The organism is Accumulibacter sp., from assembly GCF_023806565.1.
Taxonomy (GTDB): domain Bacteria; phylum Pseudomonadota; class Gammaproteobacteria; order Burkholderiales; family Rhodocyclaceae; genus Accumulibacter.
The window spans coordinates 5,286-23,974 of the sequence record NZ_JAMTDV010000131.1 but is presented as its reverse complement, the minus strand read 5'-3'; the positions used below and the strand labels follow the sequence as shown (position 1 = coordinate 23,974).

Annotated in this window: 19 protein-coding genes and 1 pseudogene; 10 read left to right on the top strand and 10 right to left on the bottom strand. The window is 63.9% G+C overall.

Annotated features, from left to right (window positions below; translation table 11 throughout):
• Positions 1–99: 99 nt before the first annotated feature.
• The gene (locus NFV80_RS15735) at positions 100–459 is read left to right on the top strand and encodes a hypothetical protein (RefSeq protein ID WP_295331127.1); all 360 of its coding nucleotides are present in this window, start codon (positions 100–102) and stop codon (positions 457–459) included.
• 73 nt (positions 460–532) lie between these two features.
• Here the strand turns inward: NFV80_RS15735 and NFV80_RS15730 are convergent, their stop codons facing one another.
• Positions 533–763, bottom strand: a complete 231-nt coding sequence (locus tag NFV80_RS15730; protein WP_295331126.1) for a YMGG-like glycine zipper-containing protein — start codon at positions 761–763, stop codon at positions 533–535.
• Between the two features lie 11 nt (positions 764–774).
• Complete coding sequence (locus tag NFV80_RS15725) at positions 775–1,167, bottom strand: hypothetical protein (protein WP_295331125.1); 393 nt, start codon at positions 1,165–1,167, stop codon at positions 775–777.
• Positions 1,168–1,517: 350 nt separating this feature from the next.
• Between NFV80_RS15725 and NFV80_RS15720 the strand changes: the two genes are divergently transcribed.
• Both NFV80_RS15720 and NFV80_RS15715 read left to right on the top strand, forming a co-directional pair.
• The gene (locus NFV80_RS15720) at positions 1,518–2,045 is read left to right on the top strand and encodes an Hsp20/alpha crystallin family protein (RefSeq protein WP_295331124.1); all 528 of its coding nucleotides are present in this window, start codon (positions 1,518–1,520) and stop codon (positions 2,043–2,045) included.
• Positions 2,046–2,051: 6 nt separating this feature from the next.
• The gene (locus NFV80_RS15715; RefSeq protein WP_295331123.1) at positions 2,052–2,354 is read left to right on the top strand and encodes a hypothetical protein; all 303 of its coding nucleotides are present in this window, start codon (positions 2,052–2,054) and stop codon (positions 2,352–2,354) included.
• A 178-nt stretch (positions 2,355–2,532) separates the two neighbouring features.
• Here the strand turns inward: NFV80_RS15715 and NFV80_RS15710 are convergent, their stop codons facing one another.
• Positions 2,533–3,399 (bottom strand): YicC/YloC family endoribonuclease, encoded by an 867-nt coding sequence (locus tag NFV80_RS15710; protein ID WP_295331122.1) that lies wholly within the window; start codon positions 3,397–3,399, stop codon positions 2,533–2,535.
• Between the two features lie 102 nt (positions 3,400–3,501).
• Between NFV80_RS15710 and NFV80_RS15705 the strand changes: the two genes are divergently transcribed.
• From NFV80_RS15705 to hemW, 5 genes are read left to right on the top strand one after another with little or no spacing between them, the layout of a single operon-like run.
• Positions 3,502–4,467: a serine/threonine-protein kinase gene (locus tag NFV80_RS15705; RefSeq protein ID WP_295331121.1), complete on the top strand. Its 966-nt coding sequence runs from the start codon at positions 3,502–3,504 to the stop codon at positions 4,465–4,467.
• Positions 4,464–5,402, top strand: a complete 939-nt coding sequence (locus tag NFV80_RS15700) for a PP2C family serine/threonine-protein phosphatase (RefSeq protein ID WP_295331120.1) — start codon at positions 4,464–4,466, stop codon at positions 5,400–5,402. The genes NFV80_RS15705 and NFV80_RS15700 overlap by 4 nt, the downstream gene beginning before the upstream one ends.
• 8 nt (positions 5,403–5,410) lie before the next feature.
• Positions 5,411–6,127 (top strand): ribonuclease PH, encoded by a 717-nt coding sequence (gene rph, locus NFV80_RS15695; RefSeq protein ID WP_295331119.1) that lies wholly within the window; start codon positions 5,411–5,413, stop codon positions 6,125–6,127.
• Positions 6,124–6,711: an RdgB/HAM1 family non-canonical purine NTP pyrophosphatase gene (gene rdgB / locus NFV80_RS15690; protein WP_295331118.1), complete on the top strand. Its 588-nt coding sequence runs from the start codon at positions 6,124–6,126 to the stop codon at positions 6,709–6,711. The genes rph and rdgB overlap by 4 nt, the downstream gene beginning before the upstream one ends.
• A complete protein-coding gene (gene hemW / locus NFV80_RS15685) occupies positions 6,711–7,961 on the top strand; it encodes a radical SAM family heme chaperone HemW (RefSeq protein ID WP_295331117.1) in 1,251 nt (416 codons plus the stop codon). The genes rdgB and hemW overlap by 1 nt, the downstream gene beginning before the upstream one ends.
• Positions 7,962–7,987: 26 nt before the next feature.
• Here the strand turns inward: hemW and NFV80_RS15680 are convergent, their stop codons facing one another.
• On the bottom strand, positions 7,988–9,145 hold the full coding sequence (locus NFV80_RS15680) for an ankyrin repeat domain-containing protein (RefSeq protein ID WP_295331116.1): 1,158 nt from the start codon (positions 9,143–9,145) through the stop codon (positions 7,988–7,990).
• A gap of 73 nt (positions 9,146–9,218) precedes the next feature.
• On the opposite strand from NFV80_RS15680, the gene NFV80_RS15675 reads away from it, so the two are divergent.
• A complete protein-coding gene (locus NFV80_RS15675; protein WP_295331114.1) occupies positions 9,219–9,743 on the top strand; it encodes an energy transducer TonB in 525 nt (174 codons plus the stop codon).
• On the opposite strand, the gene trmB is transcribed toward NFV80_RS15675, so the two are convergent.
• From trmB to NFV80_RS15655, 4 genes are all read right to left on the bottom strand, one after another.
• Complete coding sequence (trmB, locus tag NFV80_RS15670) at positions 9,735–10,445, bottom strand: tRNA (guanosine(46)-N7)-methyltransferase TrmB (protein WP_295331112.1); 711 nt, start codon at positions 10,443–10,445, stop codon at positions 9,735–9,737. The genes NFV80_RS15675 and trmB overlap by 9 nt on opposite strands.
• Before the next feature lie 2 nt (positions 10,446–10,447).
• A complete protein-coding gene (locus NFV80_RS15665) occupies positions 10,448–11,242 on the bottom strand; it encodes a thiazole synthase (protein WP_295331111.1) in 795 nt (264 codons plus the stop codon).
• A 247-nt stretch (positions 11,243–11,489) separates the two neighbouring features.
• Complete coding sequence (gene thiS, locus NFV80_RS15660; RefSeq protein WP_295331110.1) at positions 11,490–11,690, bottom strand: sulfur carrier protein ThiS; 201 nt, start codon at positions 11,688–11,690, stop codon at positions 11,490–11,492.
• A gap of 165 nt (positions 11,691–11,855) precedes the next feature.
• Positions 11,856–14,240, bottom strand: coding sequence for a site-specific DNA-methyltransferase (locus NFV80_RS15655; protein WP_366143443.1), 2,385 nt, complete (start codon positions 14,238–14,240; stop codon positions 11,856–11,858).
• Positions 14,241–14,261: 21 nt separating this feature from the next.
• Here NFV80_RS15655 and NFV80_RS17500 point away from each other — a divergent pair, with 21 nt between their 5' ends.
• Positions 14,262–14,681, top strand: a complete 420-nt coding sequence (locus NFV80_RS17500; RefSeq protein ID WP_366143442.1) for a hypothetical protein — start codon at positions 14,262–14,264, stop codon at positions 14,679–14,681.
• Here the strand turns inward: NFV80_RS17500 and NFV80_RS15650 are convergent.
• Both NFV80_RS15650 and NFV80_RS15645 read right to left on the bottom strand, forming a co-directional pair.
• Positions 14,647–15,333, bottom strand: a pseudogene (locus NFV80_RS15650) (Fic family protein); the annotation flags it as partial. The gene NFV80_RS17500 and the pseudogene NFV80_RS15650 overlap by 35 nt on opposite strands.
• Before the next feature lie 83 nt (positions 15,334–15,416).
• Positions 15,417–18,470 (bottom strand): BPTD_3080 family restriction endonuclease, encoded by a 3,054-nt coding sequence (locus NFV80_RS15645; protein WP_295331105.1) that lies wholly within the window; start codon positions 18,468–18,470, stop codon positions 15,417–15,419.
• Positions 18,471–18,689 lie beyond the last annotated feature (219 nt).

The following is an 18,689-nucleotide window of genomic DNA, read 5'->3' as shown; positions in this document are numbered from 1 at the left end:
CCCGCCACGTCCGGGAGATGCCGCGCGGGGGCATGGACTCGCCCGGCTTTACCGACGAGAATTGCGGCCTGCCAGATTGAGTCTGCGAGGAGCAAGTGAATGTCTCGATGCAAACTGATTCGGCTCGGCGCTCTTCTGCTGCTTGGCGCGCTGCCGCTGGCAGCGCTTGACGCCGCCGTGCCCCTGAAGATCGTCGGGTTTGACGACATGTCATGTCGCGCCTGGTCGGCGTCGAAGGACGATGCCGACCAGCGTGCGATTTACGTCGCCTGGGTACGCGGCGTTCTCTCCGGCCACAACTACGCAAATCAGAGCCAGCAGGTGTCGGCAATCTCGGCAGGAACGGTTGAGCAGTTCGTCAACCGCTACTGCAGCGAAAAGCCTCAGGGCCAGTTCAGCGATGCGGCATTTCGCATGAGCGACCAGTTTTCCGGTCGCAACAACGCGATCACCAAATAAGAAGAGCCGCCGCCGCGGCTCCTCGGAAAAGAAGCGGGCCGGCCGAAGTTACGGCGAGCCCGGCACCACGAACTCAGTACCCCTGCTGTTGCTTACCCTTGATATTGCCGACCGTGCCACCAACAACGGCACCAACCGCCGCTCCGGTCCAGCCGCTACCCCCCGAAATCGCCGCAATGCCGGCACCTGCCGCGGCACCAATCGCCGCCCCGCTCACTGTACCCTGCTCGCGCGGCGTCATGTTGGTACATCCCATGACCGCCAATACCGCGGCGATTACCAACGCCAATCCAGTTCTTTCCATCGCTCGTCTCCTCACTTGGTCTTCGGCAGCGCCGGCACGACCAGTTCAAACCAGATGGTCTCGACCACCGGCCGCTGCAGGCTCTCCGGATGCGCCGCGTACCATGCATTGAGCGCCTCCATTACGCTACCGAGCGTCTGCCCCCGCATGCCCTTGGCGACTCGTGGCGAAAAGCCCCGCTCGGCGACCGCTGGATTGTCCGCGTAGTACGCCGCCTCGACCTGCACCAGGTTCGCGAGGCCGACGAGATAGGCTTTCTTGACGTCGTCGCTGGAGGTGGTCCACTGCGAACCATCGACCAGCGGCACTTCCGCCGCACCAGCAGTACTACAGGTCATCAGCAGGGCAATACAGGCCGCCGAAGCCGTACACCGCAGTCTGCCGAAACCGGTTGCAATAGTCATTTTCATTCCCTCCATAACAGGAATTTCAAGACTACCATGTCGGGCCAAGCGATGACAGTGAAATTTCGGGACTGGACCCGGCTGCGGCAGCCCGCACCTTCTCCCCATCTGCCGGCCGTGTGGCGCATTCCGGCAAGCGAGGCAGAAGGGCCTTGACTTCGGCAGTTCCGCCACTATTCTGGATATGGGAACGTGCCGGGTTGGCCGCGCTGCTTCAGCAATACCGGCGAGAGTGGACAACCATCGCGCAGTTCCGGGTTCATCGTCATTCGCACAGAAATTCGTCGGCAGGGCGCGTGCGATCACTGGCACGCAAGCTCTGCGGCGACAGCTGCAACAAGGAGATTGTCATGGCAGACAAGGAAGACAAGGCGACAGCGAAGGAAGAGAAGGGGGGAAAATCGGTTGCCGTACGACCGGGCGCACTTGCTCCCTTCCGAAGCTTCGAGGAGCGGTTCGAGCAAATGGAGCGCTTCATGGACCGGATGATGGGTGGCCTGTCGCTGGGCCACTGGATGCGGCCTTTTGAACGCGATTGGGCGGGTCTTGCGGAGATGCGTGCGCCGGCGGTCGATCTCATCGAAAGAGAGAACGAGATCGTGGTGCGGGCAGAACTGCCGGGTGTGAAAAAGGAGGACATCTCCGTTTCGCTCGCGGCAGACTCGATCACCATCGAAGCGCAGAGCAGGAAAGAGGAAGAGCAGGAAAAAGGCGATTACCGGCGGCGCGAAATCCGTTCGAGCGTCTTCTCGCGCAGCGTGTGGCTGCCTTCGGAAGTCAATGCGGAAGCTGCGAAAGCCGCTTTCAACGATGGCGTCCTCGAAGTCACCCTGCCCAAGGCTCCGGAGGCCAAAGGCCGGAAGGTGCCGGTCGAATAGCGACCAATGAACATTCTCCCGATCGCGTTTGCGGGCACCGCGCTGGTCTGCGGCACCGTTCTGGCGGCAATCGATGTGCCGCCACCCGCGACGACGCGCGGCGAACTGCTGTATTCGACCCATTGCATGGCCTGCCACGACGCCAATGTGCATTGGCGCGACCGGAAAGCCGTCACCGACACGCGGAGTCTGCGCCGGGAGGTTCGCCGCTGGCAGGAATTTGCAGGGCTGGGATGGAGCAGCGAGGACATCGACGAGGTTGCGCAATACTTGCGGATGCTGCATTACCGCAATCTCGCGCCGGATTGACCGGCAGCGGCGGGCTGCGGGTCGATTCGAGTCGGTGGCGCACGATTCGGTCTGGCATGATGTTGACGGCACGGCGGATAGCTTCCGACAGGCACGCATCGCGAGCTTCGTCACCGACTGGCTCCGGTCCACGGCGATTGCCGCAGCGGCAACCGTGAGCCAGGTTCGGTCAGCAAGTCTATTCCAAATTCTGAACCTGCTCGCGCATCTGCTCGATCAACAGTTTGAACTCGATCGCCGCTTGCGACATATCGGCGACCATCGACTTGGAACCCAGGGTATTGGCTTCGCGATTGAGTTCCTGCATCAGGAAGTCGAGGCGTTTGCCGCTCGCACCGCCAGCCTTGAGCACTCGCTCGACCTCGTCGAGATGGGTCGACAAGCGCGCCAGTTCCTCGGCCACGTCGATGCGTGCGGCGAAAACGGCGACTTCCTGACGGATTCGTTCGTCGTCGACCGATTGCACCGCGTCGAACAATCGCTGCCGAAGTTTCTCGATGAACATCGCCTGCGCCGCCGGGATGCACGGTTCGATTTCGCGCGCCAGGGCGCGCATGCGGTCTACCCTCTCGCGAATGACGGCAGCCAGCTTCTCTCCCTCACGCGCCCGGCTCGCCGCGAAATCGTCGAGAGCTTCGCCAGCGAGTGCAAGACAGGCCGGGACCGCCGTTTCGACGTCGACGGTCTGGTCACCGAAAATTCCCGGCCAGCGCAATACGTCGCTGACCGCTAGGGGAGCAGCAGAGGGCAGAACCTGCCGGATCTGGCGGTCGAAGGAAGCGAGCCTGGTGAGCAGCTCCGTATTCAGACTCGGTGGCTGCCCGTCACCGCTGGCCGTTGCGAAGTTGACGCGACATTCGAGCTTGCCACGCGAGACTCGCGAGGCGATCAATTCGCGCAGCGCCGGTTCGACCACCCGCAACTCGTCGCAAACGCGAAACTGGCAGTCGAGGTAGCGGGAATTCACACCTTTCAGTTCGATATGCAGGCTGCCACCAGCGATGGTGCGGGTCCTGGCGGCATAGCCGGTCATGCTGACAATCATCGGATTCGTGACATGTGACTCATGTGGGTCGGCAGGTGGCTTTACACTTCACCCTGAAACACCGGAAAATGGTTAGATAAGCGAATCATAGCCCTGACAAGGATGTCGCCACAAGCTAACCACCCCCTCCCTGCCGGTTTCCAGCTCGATGAGTACTGCATCGAGCACCAGCTTTCGCTGGGTGGATTTTCCATCGTTTACGTGGCCACCAGCGCCGAGGGACATCGCGTCGCCATCAAGGAGTACCTGCCCAACACCCTGGCCCTGCGCCGCGAGGGGCAGACGGCGCCTCAGATCTCCGAGGATCACCTATCCGCCTTCCGCTACGGCATGAAGTGTTTTTTCGAGGAAGGCCGCGCGCTCGCCGGTCTTTCCCATCCCAACGTCGTCCGCGTGCTGAATTTCTTCCGTGCCAACGAAACGGTCTATATGGTCATGGAATACGAGAGCGGCCGCACGTTGCAGGAACTGATCCAGAAGAACCGCTCCGGGGTGACCGAAAACTTTCTGCGCAATGTCTTCACCAAGATGCTCAATGGCTTACGTGAGGTGCATTCGCACCGGCTGCTGCACCTCGACATCAAGCCGTCGAACATCTACATGCGCAACAGCCACATCCCGGTCCTGATCGATTTCGGTGCAGCACGCCAGACCCTGGCCTGTGACACGCCAATATTGAAGCCGATGTATACGCCCGGCTTCGCCTCGCCCGAGCATTACACCCAGCGCGACCTGCTCGGCCCGTGGAGCGACATCTACAGCGTCGGCGCTTCCATGTACGCCTGCATCTCCGGCAATACGCCGCAACCGGCCAACAACCGTCTGGAAAAGGATCGGATGATCCCTGCCATGGTGCGCTGGGAAGGTCAGTACTCGGACCAGTTGCTCGAAACCATCGACTGGTGCCTCTGCCTCAACCATCGTTACCGCCCGCAAAGCGTCTTCGCACTGCAGAAGGCGCTCACCGAACCCGTCGATCCCCTCCCCCCACCCTCTCCGAGCCCACAACAGAAGGATAACTGGCTCGGGCAGGTGGTCGGGAAATTCAGGAAATCCAGAGGCTTATGAAGTTCACGATTTACCAGGAAAGCCGAACCGGCATGCGCGCCAACAACGAGGACCGGCTGGCCTACTGTTACTCGCGAGAAGCCCTGCTGATGGTCGTCGCCGACGGGATGGGCGGCCACTACTATGGCGAAGTCGCAGCGCAGATCGCCGTGCAGACGCTGACCGACGCGTTTCCACGCGAGTTCAAGCCTCGCATGCGAGATCCCTTCATGTTTCTGCAGAAGGGAATGCTCAACGCTCATCGCGCGATCCTCGACTTTGCCGGCCAGCATCGCCTGCTCGACTCGCCACGCACCACCTGTGTCGCCTGCGTCGTGCAGAACAGTGTCGCCTACTGGGCGCATTCAGGCGACTCGCGTCTGTACCTGCTGCGCAATGGCCGCGTGCTGGCGCAGACCCGGGATCATTCGCGCGTGCGCCTGCTCGTCGACCAGGGAGTGATCAGCGAAGAGCAGATGCCGGGACACCCCGATCGCAACAAGATCTACGGCTGTCTCGGTGGCCAGCAGAAGCCGGAAATCGAGTATTCGCGCAAAGCGACGCTGGAAACGGGTGACGTGCTGGTGCTGTGCACCGACGGGGTATGGAGCGTGCTGCCGGCCGACATTCTGGCCGTTTCGCTGAAGACCACCGATCCGGCAGATGCGGTGCCGGTGCTGCTGGGGCAGGCGGAAGCACGCGGCGGCCCGCACGCCGACAATCTGTCGATGATCGCCGTGCGCTGGGGAGACACCTACGGCGCCGACAGTGGCAGCGGTAGCGGTAACGGGAGCGGGCGCGGACTGATCTCGACGAGAACGATGCCGCGCGATTCGGTGACCAAGAGAATCGACGAATTCGGACGCCAGCCAGGCGGCAAGACCGACCTCACCGAAGAGGAAATCGAACGGGCCATCGAAGAGATCCGCTCGACCATCCAGAAGTACTCGCGATAGGAAGCCACATGCGCCCCAGCCACCGCCACGCCTCGCAATTGCGCAGCGTGCAGATTACCCGCCGATTCACCCGTCACGCCGAAGGCTCGGTCCTGATCGAAATGGGAGACACGCGCGTGCTGTGCACCGCCAGCGTCGAAGAATCCGTACCTCCCTTTCTGCGCGGCAACGGCAGGGGCTGGGTCACCGCCGAGTACGGGATGTTGCCGCGCTCGACCCATACGCGCACCGGTCGCGAGGCGGCCAAGGGCAAGCAGAGCGGTCGTACCCAGGAAATCCAGCGACTGATCGGCCGCGCGTTGCGTGCGGTGACCGACCTCAAGGCGCTCGGCGAACGCCAGATCACGCTCGACTGCGACGTGCTGCAGGCCGATGGCGGCACCCGTTGCGCTGCCATCACCGGTGCCTGGCTGGCGCTCCATGATGCCTGCGAGCAACTGGTCGACAAGCGCAAGCTCGGCGAGAGCCCGCTGCGGGACCACGTCGCTGCCGTCTCCGTCGGGATCTATCAGGGTTCACCGATCGTCGACCTCGACTACGCCGAGGACGCCAATTGCGACACCGACATGAACGTCGTCATGACCGGCTGTGGCGGCATCGTCGAAATCCAGGGTACGGCCGAAGGCGACCCGTTCACCCGCCGCCAGATGAACGAGTTGCTGGACCTTGCGGAGACCGGGATCGGCGAACTGATCGCTCACCAGAAAGAGGTGCTTGCCCGATGAAACTCGTTCTCGCTTCGAACAACGCCAAGAAACTCAAGGAACTCGATGCGATTCTGGCGCCGCTCGACTGGCAACTCGTTCCCCAGGGCGAGCTCGGAGTTGCCGAAGCCGACGAACCGCACTGCACCTTCGTCGAAAACGCCCTGGCCAAGGCCCGCCACGCATCACGGCAGACCGGCCTGCCCGCACTCGCCGACGACTCGGGCCTGTGCGTCGACGCCTTTGGCGGCGCGCCCGGCGTGCAGTCCGCCCGTTACGCTGGGGAGCCGCGTTCCGACGCCCGCAACAACGCCAAACTGCTCGCCGAACTCGGCGAAGAGCGCCAGCGAAGTGCGCGCTTCGTTTCCGTGATCGTATTCGTTCGCCACGCCGAAGACCCACAACCGATCATCGCCGAGGGAGAATGGCACGGCGAGATCCTCCGGCAGGAACGCGGCGACGACGGTTTCGGTTACGACCCGCTGTTCTACCTCCGCGATCTCGACAAGACCGCCGCGGAACTCGACGCCGCCGACAAGAACCGTCGTTCGCATCGCGGGCAGGCGCTGGCCCGTCTCGTCGAGCGCCTGCAAGCGCGGCGCTGATGCCGGGCGGCAGCGGCCGGACGTTCATTCCGCTGTTGGCACACGAGCAGCTGCCGGCTCTGACCGGCAAGCAGCCGCTGTTCCGCAGTGCGCCGCCGCTTTCGCTCTACGTGCATGTTCCGTGGTGCGTGCAGAAGTGCCCGTACTGCGACTTCAATTCGCACGCGCTGCCAACAGGCGGCAACGGGAGAACCGCTGCCGTGCCCGAGAGCGACTATCTCGCGGCCCTGATCGCCGACCTGGAAAGCGCTCTGCCGCTGGTCTGGGGGCGCCGGATCGACAGCGTCTTTTTCGGCGGCGGCACGCCGAGCCTGCTCTCGGGGGAGGGAGTGGACCAACTGCTCGCCGCACTGCGCAGCCGCCTGCGTTTCCTCCCCGGCGCGGAAATCACGCTCGAGGCCAACCCGGGAACGGTCGAAGCCGCCAAATTCGCCGCCTTTCGTGCCGCCGGCATCAACCGCCTGTCGCTCGGCGTCCAGAGCTTCGAGCGACGGCACCTGCAGGCGCTCGGGCGCATCCACGACGATCGCCAGGCGCGCCGGGCGATCGAAATCGCCGCCAGCCACTTCGACAACTTCAACGTCGATCTGATGTACGGTCTGCCCGGGCAGACGCCGGCCGAAGCGCTCGCCGACCTCGCCACGGCGCTCTCCTTCTCGCCCCCGCACCTGTCGTGCTATCAACTGACCATCGAGCCCAACACCGCTTTCGCGGCCAGGCCACCGAACCTGCCCGATGCGGACAGTTGCGCCGACATGCAGGACGCGATCGAAGCCCGGCTGGCGGTCGCCGGTTACCGGCATTACGAAATCTCGGCCTTCGCGAAAGCGGAGAAGCACTGCCGGCACAATCTGAACTACTGGCAGTTCGGCGACTACCTGGGAATCGGCGCCGGCGCACACAGCAAGCTGACGCTGCACGATCGCGTGCTGCGCCAGATGCGCTGGAAAGGACCGGAGCAGTATCTGGCCCGGGCTGCGTCCGGAGCGCCGGTGCAGGAAGAGTTCGCCGTCGCCGCCGCCGACCTGCCGTTCGAGTTCATGCTCAACGCGCTGCGCCTGATCGACGGTTTCGACCCGCAGCTCTTCGAATCGCGCACCGCGCAGCCGCTGCTCGCCATCGAAACCACGCTGCGTCAGGCCGAGCAGGAGGGCCTGCTCGAACGCCATCAGCTACGTATCGCCGCCAGCGATCACGGGCGCCGCTTTCTCAACCGGCTGCTGCAGCGCTTCCTCGTCGAGCACGACTAGACCCCGGCGCGGAGTTCGCCGTCAGCCTACGGTTTCATCGCCTCGACTGCCTGATACAGCTGCTGGCGAAGCTGATCACTGGGCTGTCCCTGCGCTTCGGCGACGCGAATCTGGCGCAGCAGATCCGACGCCTGCGAGGCCGCCAGACTGCGCGCCTTTGTCGCGGCAGCCTGGTTCGTCGTTTTCGCCGCCGGCGACGAGCCGGCTGCCGATCCGCTCGGCGTCCCCGGCGGCCCGCCACCCGCGCCATCGACCAGCAACTGCGCGCGCTCGGCACCGGGCTGTGCCCGCCGCGCGGTGATCACCATCGAGCGCGGAACGTAGGGGCGCGGCATCGGCCGATTCGCCACCGCTGGCGCCGCGCTGCGCCGCAACTCATTGACCGCGGCACGAAGCTTCTGGTGCAGTTCTTCGCTCGGCCTCCCTTCGGCCTCGGCCGCACGGATCTCCCGCAGGATCGCATCGACCGACGCCGGGACCGCTGCCGAGCGCGTCGCCGGACCAAAGCTCTCGGGCGGCGCCTTGACCGCGATCGCGAATTCCTCCGGCGAAGAGATCATCTTCGCCAGGCGCAGGTGATCGTAGCGCATCGCCATGGTCAGCGCGCTATCGCCCCACTCACTCTGCAACCGGGGGTTGGCGCCCGCCTCGAGCAGGGTCCGCGCCAGACCCTCGTGTCCTTCGCGTGCCGCCATCATCAGTGGCGTCGCGCCATTCGGCGCGCGCGCATTGACATCGGCACCGCGCGCCAGCAGATCGCTGACCACCTTTTCGTGGCCGTTGAAAACCGCGTAATGCAGCGCACTCCACTGCCTGCCGCCGCGATCGAGCGGCGCCCCGTGCGCGAGCAGCCAGTCAACGGCTTCCTGATGGCCGCCCCAGGCGGCCAGTTGCAGCGCCTGTTCGCCGTGCCGGTTGCTGCGCCGCAGGTCGGCGCCGCGCTCGACGAACAGGGCCATCAGTTCGACCCGACCATGCCAGGCGGCGACCATCAATCCCGTACCGATGTGCGCCGCCTCGTAATCCGGCGGCAATCCCTCGTCGAGCCAGCGCCGGACGGTGCGCAGGTCATCACGCTCGATCGCATATTCGAAAGTGATCGGGTCCGGCGGCGCCGCCTGCACCGACGTGGCGATCAGGCAGGCCAGCGCCCAGCAGCGAAGTACTTCGATCCAATGTCTCACACGTCCTCCCTGCACCTACGGCAAGCCGTCCTGTCGTGCCGGCCGCGCGCTTTTGCTGCACAATGGCGAGCCCATGCCGTCTCGCCTGATTCCCGCTGTTGCCATCTCGCTCGTCCTGCACGCCGTCGTGCTGTTCTGGGACGCCATCCGGTTCCCCGCAGCGCCGGTCTCGCCGCCGCTGCAGGCCTCGCTCCGTCTGCCGGACAAGCCGGCGCACGCCGACGACGAGCCGCTACTGAAGAACACGCTCGGCACCGATCCGACACCGCGCAAACCCTCGCCGTCCGCCACGCCACCTGCCCAAAAGGTGCCATCGCCCGCGCCGACCACGGCAAAACGGCAGGTCGAAGCGGCCCAGCGCAAGCTCTCGCAACACCTCTACTACCCGCCCGAAGCCGTCGCCCGTGGCATCGAGGGCGAAGTCCGCCTGCTGCTCCTCGTCGCCGACGATGGCAGCATCACCGACGTGAGCGTCGCCGTCAGCAGCGGCCATGCGATCCTCGACCGGGCGGCAGTGAAGGCGGCTTACGCCATGGGCAGAGTGAACTGGGGCCACTCACGAGAAATGATCCTGCCGGTCATCTTCCGCCTAGAGTGATGCGAGCCGCCGGCGAAACACCAGATCGCGAACGCCGTGTCCCAGCCGCAGCCCCCGCTGCTCGAACTTCGTCTGTGGCCGATGCTCGGGTCGCGGCGCGTAGCCGCTCGCCGTGTTCTCCAGCAAGGGCTCGGCGGAAAGAACTGCCAGCATCTGCTGCGCGTAGTCTTCCCAGTCGGTGGCGCAGTGCAGGTACCCACCCGGCTGCAGGCGGCTGGCGAGCAGCGCGACGAAGGGCGCCTGCAGCAGCCGCCGCTTGTGGTGGCGCAACTTCGGCCAGGGGTCGGGGAAGAAGACATGCACGCCGGCGAGTGAAGCGGGCGCGAGCATGTCGCGCAGCACTTCCACCGCGTCGTGCTGGACGATGCGCACATTCTGCAGTTCCAGCTCGGCAACCCGCTTGCACAGACTGCCGACGCCGGGCGTATGCACCTCGATGCCGAGGTAGTCGATTTCGGGATGCGTTGCGGCAATCGCTGCCGAGGTCTCGCCCATGCCGAAACCGATTTCGATAATCCGCGGCGCATGGCGTCCGAACAGCGCATCGAGATCGAGCGGCGAGCTCGCGTAGGGAACACCGATGCTCGCCATCATCGTTGCGTGATAGCGCTGCTGGGCGTTCGACAGGCGCCCCTGACGCAGCACGAAACTGCGGATGTGGCCCGCCCGCCCGGCGGTATACACGGTCTCCTGACCGTCCATCGCTACGATCCGATCAGGCCGGAGGTCGGTGACGAGGGATCGGCCGAATAATACTTGCGCGCCATGCGCCCGGCGAGAAAGGCCTCGCGCCCGGCCTCGACGGCCTTCTTCATTGCGCCGGCCATCAGCACGGGATCGCGCGCGTGCGCGATCGCCGTGTTCATCAGCACGCCGTCGCAGCCGAGTTCCATCGCGATCGCCGCGTCCGAGGCAGTGCCGACACCGGCATCGACGAGCACCGGCACCTTCGCGTTGTCGATGATCAGGCGCAGATTCCAGGGGTTGAGGATGCCCATCCCGGAGCCGATCAGCGAGGCCAGCGGCATGATCGCGACACAGCCGATCTGCTCGAGCATCCTCGCCTGGATCGGGTCGTCGGCACAGTAGACCATCACCTCGAAGCCCTCCTGCACCAGCGTCTCCGCGGCCTTCAGCGTCTCCGGCATGTTCGGAAAGAGGCTGCTCGGATCGCCGAGCACTTCGAGCTTGCACAGCGCGTGACCGTCGAGCAGTTCCCGCGCCAGGCGCAGCGTGCGCACCGCGTCCGCCGCCGTGTAGCAGCCGGCGGTGTTCGGCAGGATGGTGAATTGTGACGGCGGCAGCACGTCGAGCAGATTCGGCTCGCCCGCGTTCTGGCCGATGTTGGTGCGGCGAATCGCGACGGTGACGATCTCGGCGCCCGCTGCATCGATCGCCGCACGCGTTTCGGCGAAGTTCTTGTACTTGCCCGTACCGACCAGCAGGCGCGAACGATAGGTTCTGCCGGCGACGGTCAGGGTGTGTGGGGAAGATTGCATGTTTTTTTCACTTGCAAGCGGGTCAATGAGGCTTAGAGCTTGTGAATAAATCTACTTCGCGACCGATCTGCGGCGTTGCTCACTCGCTCCCCCACGGCCGGCTTTGCACAGCCGGCCGGCTCCGGCGGCGCGCAGCAGGCTGCGCGAAACCCCGCCTACGCCCTCGCCTATCTACATGATATGTGGCGTCGTTTGCTCGCTCGCGCCCAGCATCTCGGCCTGCTCGCGACGATTTCTTCACAAACTCTCAACCCCCACCAACGGCAACGACGATTTCGATCCGATCACCGTCGGTCAGCAGCGTCTCGCCGTGCAGACCACGCGGGACGATCTCGCCGTTGCGTTCGACGGCGATCCGCTTGCCGGCGTGATCGAGCGCCGCCACCAGTTCGGCGACGGTCAGCGACGAGGGAAACTGGCGGCTTTCGCCATTGATCTGGAGTTCCATGGCAGGGATTTTAGCACGCCGCGCGGACCGCTCCGGCGGGCGTGAGCGCGATGCGACTCCGCAGACCTTACGGGCAGCGTCGATCATGTCGTCGATACAAAACCGCCACTCCAGCGGCGAGGTATTGGAGGGTACTCGATTTTTCCAAGGTCGTCTGCTTCCGAATCATCGCACGCGGAACACCTTCATCACCTCATCGCCCAGGTGATTGATCACCTTCACCGCGATTCTCCCGGATTTCGGTTTCGGGAACGGGCGCGAGGTGTCACGGCGGAGCGAAGCCCAGGCTTCCACGTCGATTTCGGCTTTCAAGGTCGTCTTCAATGCGCTGTAGGGGTCGCCCGCGCCGAGGAAGTAGGCATGGCGGACGAAGAAGCTCTCCTGATTGTAGTCGGTGTCGATGAACCAGCAGGCGATGCCGTCGGCGCCGTCGCTCACCACCTCGCCGGTCTGCGGCTTGAAGACATCGACGCCATTCACCTTGACGCGCAGCAGGTCGTCTTCGTGCAGGAGCGTGATGTCCGGCTCGCCGAAGATGACGAACAGGTTGCCCTTGCCGGTGTTCTTGAGGTCTTCGGCCATGTGCAGGTCGGCGTTCATGCGCGCCTTGAGCACCGGCAGCCTGCCGAGCCTGGCGAACTCGGTGGTGTGCGCATCGAAGTTGAAGGCGCAGGCGATCAGCACGTCGAAACCGGCATCGGCGGCTTCGCGTGCCGCCTCGACCAGATCGGCGCGCTGCACGGTGCCGAATTCGGGGCCGATGAAGATGGCGGCGCGCTTCTCCATCCTGCCCTCACCCTGCCCTCTCCCGGAGGGAGAGGGTTCCTGCTCCCCACTCCCGTTTGCGGGAGTGGGGCCGGGGGTGAGGGTATAGCGCCCTTCCGCGCAGACCAGGTCGCCCGGCCAGGCGACGAGCGAGGTGAAGGCAATGCGGTCTTCCTTGTGCGCCTGCTGCACGCCCGCGGTTTTCAGGTTCTCCAGGATCATTTGCGGGAAGGACTGCTTCGGCGCGTATTTCGCCTCCTGCTGGCGCAGGGTGTCGATCAATTCGTCGTTTTCATCGACTCCCAGGATGCGGTGCGGGGAGAGGCTCTCAACGGTGAACGGGCCGGCGACGCGCACCGCTTTCCTGTTCTCGTAGGGCTTGTCGTAGAGGTATTCGAATTCGGCCCGGGCGGCGATCGAGGCGTCGATTTCCTTCTGCCGGGCGATGCGCGCCTGCCACCAGTCGGCGTGCGCCTGCCTGGCCGCGTCCGGCCAGTCCTTGCCGGCTTCGCGCGGAATTTCCCATTCCTGCCAGTCATTTTTGAGCATTTTTTGCAGTTGACCGCGCAAGGGCTCCAGTTTTTCCTGCCATTGCTCCCAGATCACGTCGATCTCGGCGTTGTTGGCGATGGATTTCAGCGTGATGTGCGGCACCCGCTCATAGACGAAGCCATGGCGGATATTGCCGTGGGTCGGCTGCGAACTCGGCGCCGTGCGCCTGACCTCGGCCTCCTTCAACTGCCCTTCGCGGGAGTCGGCGAGCAGATAGTAAGGATAGCGCGCGCCCATGATGCGGGCGCGGGCCAGCGCCAGCGCGACGCGCGAGGTATCAATCGTGATCCAGCGGCGGCCCCATTGTTCGGCGACGTAGGCGCTGGTACCGGAGCCGCAGGTGGGATCGAGAACGAGGTCGCCGGGGTCGGTGGCCATCAAGATGCAGCGCTGAACAACTGCCGGACTTGTCTGAACGACATACAACTTGTCGGGGCTACCGGCAACTTCCGTCCATATGGACGTGAGCGGATACGCAGGAAAATCCTCGATGAATCGCTTGTAGTTAATCATCTTGCCAGATGACTCGATTCGATTAGCTCGAATCAGCTTTGCAAAACCTGCCTCCCCGGTTGTCCAGTAACGCCCTTTGGGGACGTATGTCTTACCCTCGAACGTGACAGGAAAACTGCCCGGTGGGCGAGATGACGTGAGAATCGTATGGCGGTACCAATGCCCTTCATCGTCGGTCAGCGTATACCGACCACCACTGCCGTGACCCACGCCTTGTTCCTTCGCCCGGTGGAGCATTCGTGATTTGACTTGGATGATGCTCTTTGCGTACCAAATGATGTAGTCGGCGACACCTGGAAGAAGTTCGCTTGGCTGTGCGCCGGTTTTTTGGACGGTGATAAGGACTACGAAGTTCTCATCCCCAAACACCTCATCCATCACCGCCCGAACCCGATGCACGTTCTCATCGCCGATCTGCACGAAGATCGACCCCGAATCGGTCAGGAGATCGCGCGCCACAGTCAGGCGGTCGCGCAGATAGGTGAGGTAGGAGTGAATCCCGTCGCGCCAGGTATCGCGGAAGGCCTTGACCTGCTCCGGTTCGCGCGTGATGTGCCCGGCATTGCCATCCTTGACGTCGCGGCTGGTGGTGGACCACTGGAAGTTGCTGTTGAATCTGATGCCGTAGGGCGGATCGAAGTAGATGCACTGCACCTTGCCGCGCAGTCCTTCGCGCTCGGCGAGGCTGGCCATGACCTGCAGGCTGTCGCCGAGGATCATGCGGTTGGTCCAGTTCTGGTCGTGCTGGTAGAACTCGGTCTTGTCGACTCCGGCCGGGATGCCGTTGAAATCGGCGAAGAGGTCCGGCGTGATCTGGCCCTGCTCGTGCGCGCGCTCCCGCGTCTCGCGCAGCAGTTCGTCGATCAGCGCCTTCGGGTGTACCTTCTCCTGAATGTAGAGCGGCGGCGCATGGACGACGAGGTCGCTCCAGTCCTGCTCGTCCTTGCCGCGCCAGACGAGTTGCGGGTCGAGGTCGGTGTTCCTCGGGTAGCGCACCTGCCTGGGGTTCTTCTGCGCCTCGTCGAGCACCGACTGGTATTCGGCGGTAGGAATGTTCCTGCGCCTGGCGTCGTCGTGGGTGATCGCGTCGACGTTCTTGTTCGTGGTGGGTTGCTTGGCCATGGTGTCATCCTCCCTCGGCCGGCAAGGCTTCGCCGGTGAGGATGCCGTAGAGCGGCAGATTGATGTAGTAGTTGCTGCGTCCGACCTTGCGTTTGTGCAGGAGGCCGGTGGCCGTCAGTGCGTCGAGGTATTTGGTGGCCGTCAGGCGCGATACCTTGAGATCGCTCTGGACAAATTCGATCTTGGTGTAGGGGTAGGAAAACAGGTTGTTGATCAGATCCTGGCTGTAGAAGCGATGCTCGGCGCGGATGCGGTGCTTGTAGTCCATGAACAGCGTCTTGATGGCCTGGATGGTGGCGATGCCCTCGGCGGCGGTGTGTTCCACGGCCGCGAGCAGGTAGATCACCCATTCTTCCCAGGCATCGCGCTCGCGAACCTCCTGCAGGAGGCGGTAGTAGTCCGCTTTGGTGCGCACGATATGGCGGGAGAGGTAGAGCACCGGGATGTCGAGCAGGCCTTGCCTGACAAGATAGAGCACATTGACGATGCGGCCGGTGCGGCCATTGCCATCGTAAAAGGGGTGGATGCTTTCGAACTGGTGATGAATGAGTGCCATCTTGACCAGCGGATCGGCATCGAAAAGCGCGTCGTCGTTGATGAAGCGTTCGAGATCGGTCATCAGAGCAAGGATGGCGCCGGGGTCTTGCGGCGGCGTATAGACCACACGGCCGCCACCGCCCTTGAGCGCGGTATGTCCCGCGCAATGCGCATACGAAATTCGGCTTTGATATACATATCCTGCCGAACAAGTAAAGTTTCTTGCACGATGGCGCATCATTCGCCGGCCACGCTGTCGATCAGTTTCGCAAATTCCGCCTCGACCTTTCTGGCGAAGTCGTCCTGCATCCGGAAGACATCGGTGAACTCGGCGAAGGCCCAGCGCCCGTAGCTGCCCAGGTGATTGACGCCGGGCACCCAGTAGCTGTCCATGGTCGATTTCTTTTCCCTGGCGTCCTCGCGCCGGTAACCCTTGATTTCGACGACCAGCCGCAGCAGGTCGTCCGGCCCGCGGCCGTCGTCGACCAGCACGATGAAGTCGGGCAGGTATTGGCGCGTTTCCGATCCGTAGCGGTAGGGCACCTCGAAACCGAGGCCGTGGTTCTTGACGTAGGCACGCACCTTGGGATGCGCTTCGGCCACACGGCAGAATTCGCCCTCCCAATCGCTGTCGAGCACCACCCAGTTGATGTGGCAGTGGCGGGAACTGGTCTCCCAGCGGTCGGGCTTCGCGGTGTTGAAGCGCACATGCCGCGTCGAACCGCTGGGGTTATAGGCGTCGAGCAGGGCCTTGATCGGGCGCTCGCCAAGGAACTGCCGGGTGATGGCGGCGGTGATCTTGTTGCAGGCCATGTCGGCCAGTTCCTGGTACATCAGCAGCGCGGGGTAGGTGCCGCCCTTGCACTCCAGATGGTGGTCGAGCCATTCCTTCGCGATGCGCTTGAGCTGGCCGAACAGATGCAGCTTCGGTTCTTCGCCCGGGTCGCGCCACTTCGTATAGAGCAGCCGCTGCGTGAGGTGGAACAGCAAGGTGGAAGATCGAACGTCGCCCAGATGTTCGACGGTCAGATTGACGCCCTCGCCGATGATGCCCTCGGTGCGCGTCTCGGTCGGCCCGACGAGGTCCGGTGTCAGGGTGAGGGTCGATTCCTCGTTGAAACTGGCCTGCAGGCGCTCTTCCGGCAACTCGACGCGGTAGCCTTCGACGCGCGGGAAGCGGATTTCGAGGGCGTCGCGGTCCGGCCGAATCGCCTTGACCTGCACCGTTTCACGCGCCGGCTGCGGCTGGACGACGACGGGTTTCGCGGTGAAGTCGAAGGGGATGCCGAAGACGTCGGCGTATTCGACGTCGAACTGGCCTTCCTCGTTGAGTTCGTAGGACTGGCGGCGCAGCGCGCGGCCGATCACCTGTTCGCACAGGAGTTGCGTGCCGAAGGCGCGAATGCCGAGCACGTGCGTGACCGTGTTGGCGTCCCAGCCTTCGGTGAGCATGGCCACCGAGACCACGCAGCGGATCGAGCCGCCGAGTTGTCCGGCCTTGCCGACGGTGTTCATGACTTCGCGCAGCAGTTCCTGATCGGTGAGCTTGTCGCCGGCGCGGGCATCGCCGGTGCGCTCGACGATCTCGCGGCGGAAGCGCGCGATTTCGTCGGCGGCCATGTCGTGAAACCTCTCGTCCAGCGCATCCCCGGCTTCGAGTTGTTCGCTGTCGATCAGGAGGGTATTGGGTCGCGGCAGCGGGTTCCCGGTGGTTTCGTCGAAGTTGCGGAACAGCGGCAGGCGACCGTTTTCGAGTGTCGAGGTGCCGTCGTCGTTCTTGCGCTGGAAGCCGGAAATGAAGTCGTAAACGAGCTTCGAGATGGCGGTGTTCTGGCAGACGACGATGAAGCAGGGCGGCGCCTTGATGCCGGCGCCCTGCCAGAGCCGGAAGGTCTTTTCGTAGTGACCGTAGAGCGCCTGCAGCGCGGTTTGCAGCCGGGTCGGCAGCCTGAGCGGGTCGAGTTCCTGATTCGCGCCGCGCCCTTTCTTCGGCATGTCGTTGCGGATGTGCTCCCACAGGTTGCGGAATACCGGCAGTTCGTCGCCGGGGATGTTCTCCGCCACCGGCACGCGCGGCAGCTTGACGATGCCGCATTCGATGGCATCCATCAGCGAGAAGTCACTCATCGTCCAGGGGAACAGCGTGCCTTCGGCGTAACCCGAGCCGCGCAGGAAGAACGGCGTGGCGGAGAGATCGATGACACGCGACAGGCCGAGCTTGCGATGGACTGCTTCCAGTCCGGAGATCCACAGGCGGGCGGCTTCGTTGTTCTTCTCGGCCTCCTTCCGGTCGTCGCCCTTCAGTTCCTCGTCGTCGGATTCTGGCGGCTTTTCGCGGTAGCAGTGATGCGCCTCGTCGTTGATCGCCAGGATGTTCTTCATGCCCATCAGCTCGGGCAGCACGCGCTGCAGCATCTGGCCTTCGCTTTCGGTGGTGACGATCTCGTCGCCGGTGCGGCCCTGGAGCAGTTGCCGCCCACCCTTGGAAATCTCGATGCGTTCGCGCAGCTTGAAGGCGTGGTAGTTGGTGATGACGATCCTGGCGCGGCCCATGTCGTCGAGCAGGTCGCCCGGCACCAGTTCCCGTTCCCTGTAATAACTGTCGGGATCGTTGGGTTGCAATACGCGCAGCCGATCCTTGATCGTGAGGCCCGGCGCGCAGATCAGGAAGCCACGCGTGAAATGCCTGCTGGTCGGGCGACGCACGGCGTTGATCGTCTGCCAGGCAATCAGCATGGCCATCACGGTCGTCTTGCCCGCGCCAGTGGCCAGCTTCAGCGCCAATCGCATCAACTCGGGGTTGGCATCCTTGTTGGCTGCTGTCAGATGGTCGAGAAGGCGTTTGCCATGCCTGGTGCCCGGAGCAACTTCGGTCAGCCAGATCGCCGTTTCGACGGCCTCGACCTGACAGAAGAAAGGCCGGACAGCACTGAACCCGTGCTGGCGCCAGTGCTGCAGCAACCGCGCAGTCTCGGGGGTGACCTGCCACTGGCTCGGATTCGGCAGCGCACGCCAGGCATCGACATGGTTCCGCACCTCGTTGATGATCGAGGTCGCGTCGTACTGCTGTGTCTTGCTGGATAAGCCCTCGCCCTCGTCGAAAACGAAAGCTTCCTGCCTGGGTGTCTTCTTTTGCTTCTTCGGCTTCGGGATCGGAGTGATGAACTCGGCCCGCCGGCGTGACTCCACGACCTTCTGCGTCGGCTGCCCCGAGGCATCCAGCTCCCAATGCCGCGCCGGGCGCTCATAGGGGGAGTTGAGGATCGGGTGATCGAAGAACGGATTCGACATGGGGATCGCCTGCGGCAGCGTAGTTCGTTGTTTTTTCGCCTGCCCGGCATTGTCCAGCAAATACCCGTCGATGGCCACCTAGCGGGTGCTGGCGCGGCCGGCGCAGTTGCCGTGCGCTGCCGTCCCATCCGTCGACCCCGACCGGCAAGTCGGGCGCGGCCGACATCGGCGCGCTTCGTCCGCATGTTCTTCGCTACAATCGCGGCTCTTCCATTGCTC

Excerpts from the sequence above, each read along its gene's own strand:
- NFV80_RS15675 (WP_295331114.1), top strand. The coding sequence starts at position 9,219 with ATGCCGTCTCGCCTGATTCCCGCTGTTGCCATCTCGCTCGTCCTGCAC.
- NFV80_RS15710 (WP_295331122.1), bottom strand. The coding sequence starts at position 3,399 with ATGATTGTCAGCATGACCGGCTATGCCGCCAGGACCCGCACCATCGCT.
- NFV80_RS15700 (WP_295331120.1), top strand. The coding sequence starts at position 4,464 with ATGAAGTTCACGATTTACCAGGAAAGCCGAACCGGCATGCGCGCCAAC.
- hemW (WP_295331117.1), top strand. The coding sequence starts at position 6,711 with ATGCCGGGCGGCAGCGGCCGGACGTTCATTCCGCTGTTGGCACACGAG.
- rph (WP_295331119.1), top strand. The coding sequence starts at position 5,411 with ATGCGCCCCAGCCACCGCCACGCCTCGCAATTGCGCAGCGTGCAGATT.
- NFV80_RS15715 (WP_295331123.1), top strand. The coding sequence starts at position 2,052 with ATGAACATTCTCCCGATCGCGTTTGCGGGCACCGCGCTGGTCTGCGGC.
- NFV80_RS15645 (WP_295331105.1), bottom strand. The coding sequence starts at position 18,470 with ATGTCGAATCCGTTCTTCGATCACCCGATCCTCAACTCCCCCTATGAG.
- trmB (WP_295331112.1), bottom strand. The coding sequence starts at position 10,445 with ATGGACGGTCAGGAGACCGTGTATACCGCCGGGCGGGCGGGCCACATC.
- NFV80_RS15720 (WP_295331124.1), top strand. The coding sequence starts at position 1,518 with ATGGCAGACAAGGAAGACAAGGCGACAGCGAAGGAAGAGAAGGGGGGA.
- rdgB (WP_295331118.1), top strand. The coding sequence starts at position 6,124 with ATGAAACTCGTTCTCGCTTCGAACAACGCCAAGAAACTCAAGGAACTC.
- NFV80_RS15705 (WP_295331121.1), top strand. The coding sequence starts at position 3,502 with ATGTCGCCACAAGCTAACCACCCCCTCCCTGCCGGTTTCCAGCTCGAT.
- thiS (WP_295331110.1), bottom strand. The coding sequence starts at position 11,690 with ATGGAACTCCAGATCAATGGCGAAAGCCGCCAGTTTCCCTCGTCGCTG.
- NFV80_RS15735 (WP_295331127.1), top strand. The coding sequence starts at position 100 with ATGTCTCGATGCAAACTGATTCGGCTCGGCGCTCTTCTGCTGCTTGGC.
- NFV80_RS15730 (WP_295331126.1), bottom strand. The coding sequence starts at position 763 with ATGGAAAGAACTGGATTGGCGTTGGTAATCGCCGCGGTATTGGCGGTC.
- NFV80_RS15725 (WP_295331125.1), bottom strand. The coding sequence starts at position 1,167 with ATGACTATTGCAACCGGTTTCGGCAGACTGCGGTGTACGGCTTCGGCG.
- NFV80_RS15665 (WP_295331111.1), bottom strand. The coding sequence starts at position 11,242 with ATGCAATCTTCCCCACACACCCTGACCGTCGCCGGCAGAACCTATCGT.
- NFV80_RS15655 (WP_366143443.1), bottom strand. The coding sequence starts at position 14,240 with ATGATCCTCGGCGACAGCCTGCAGGTCATGGCCAGCCTCGCCGAGCGC.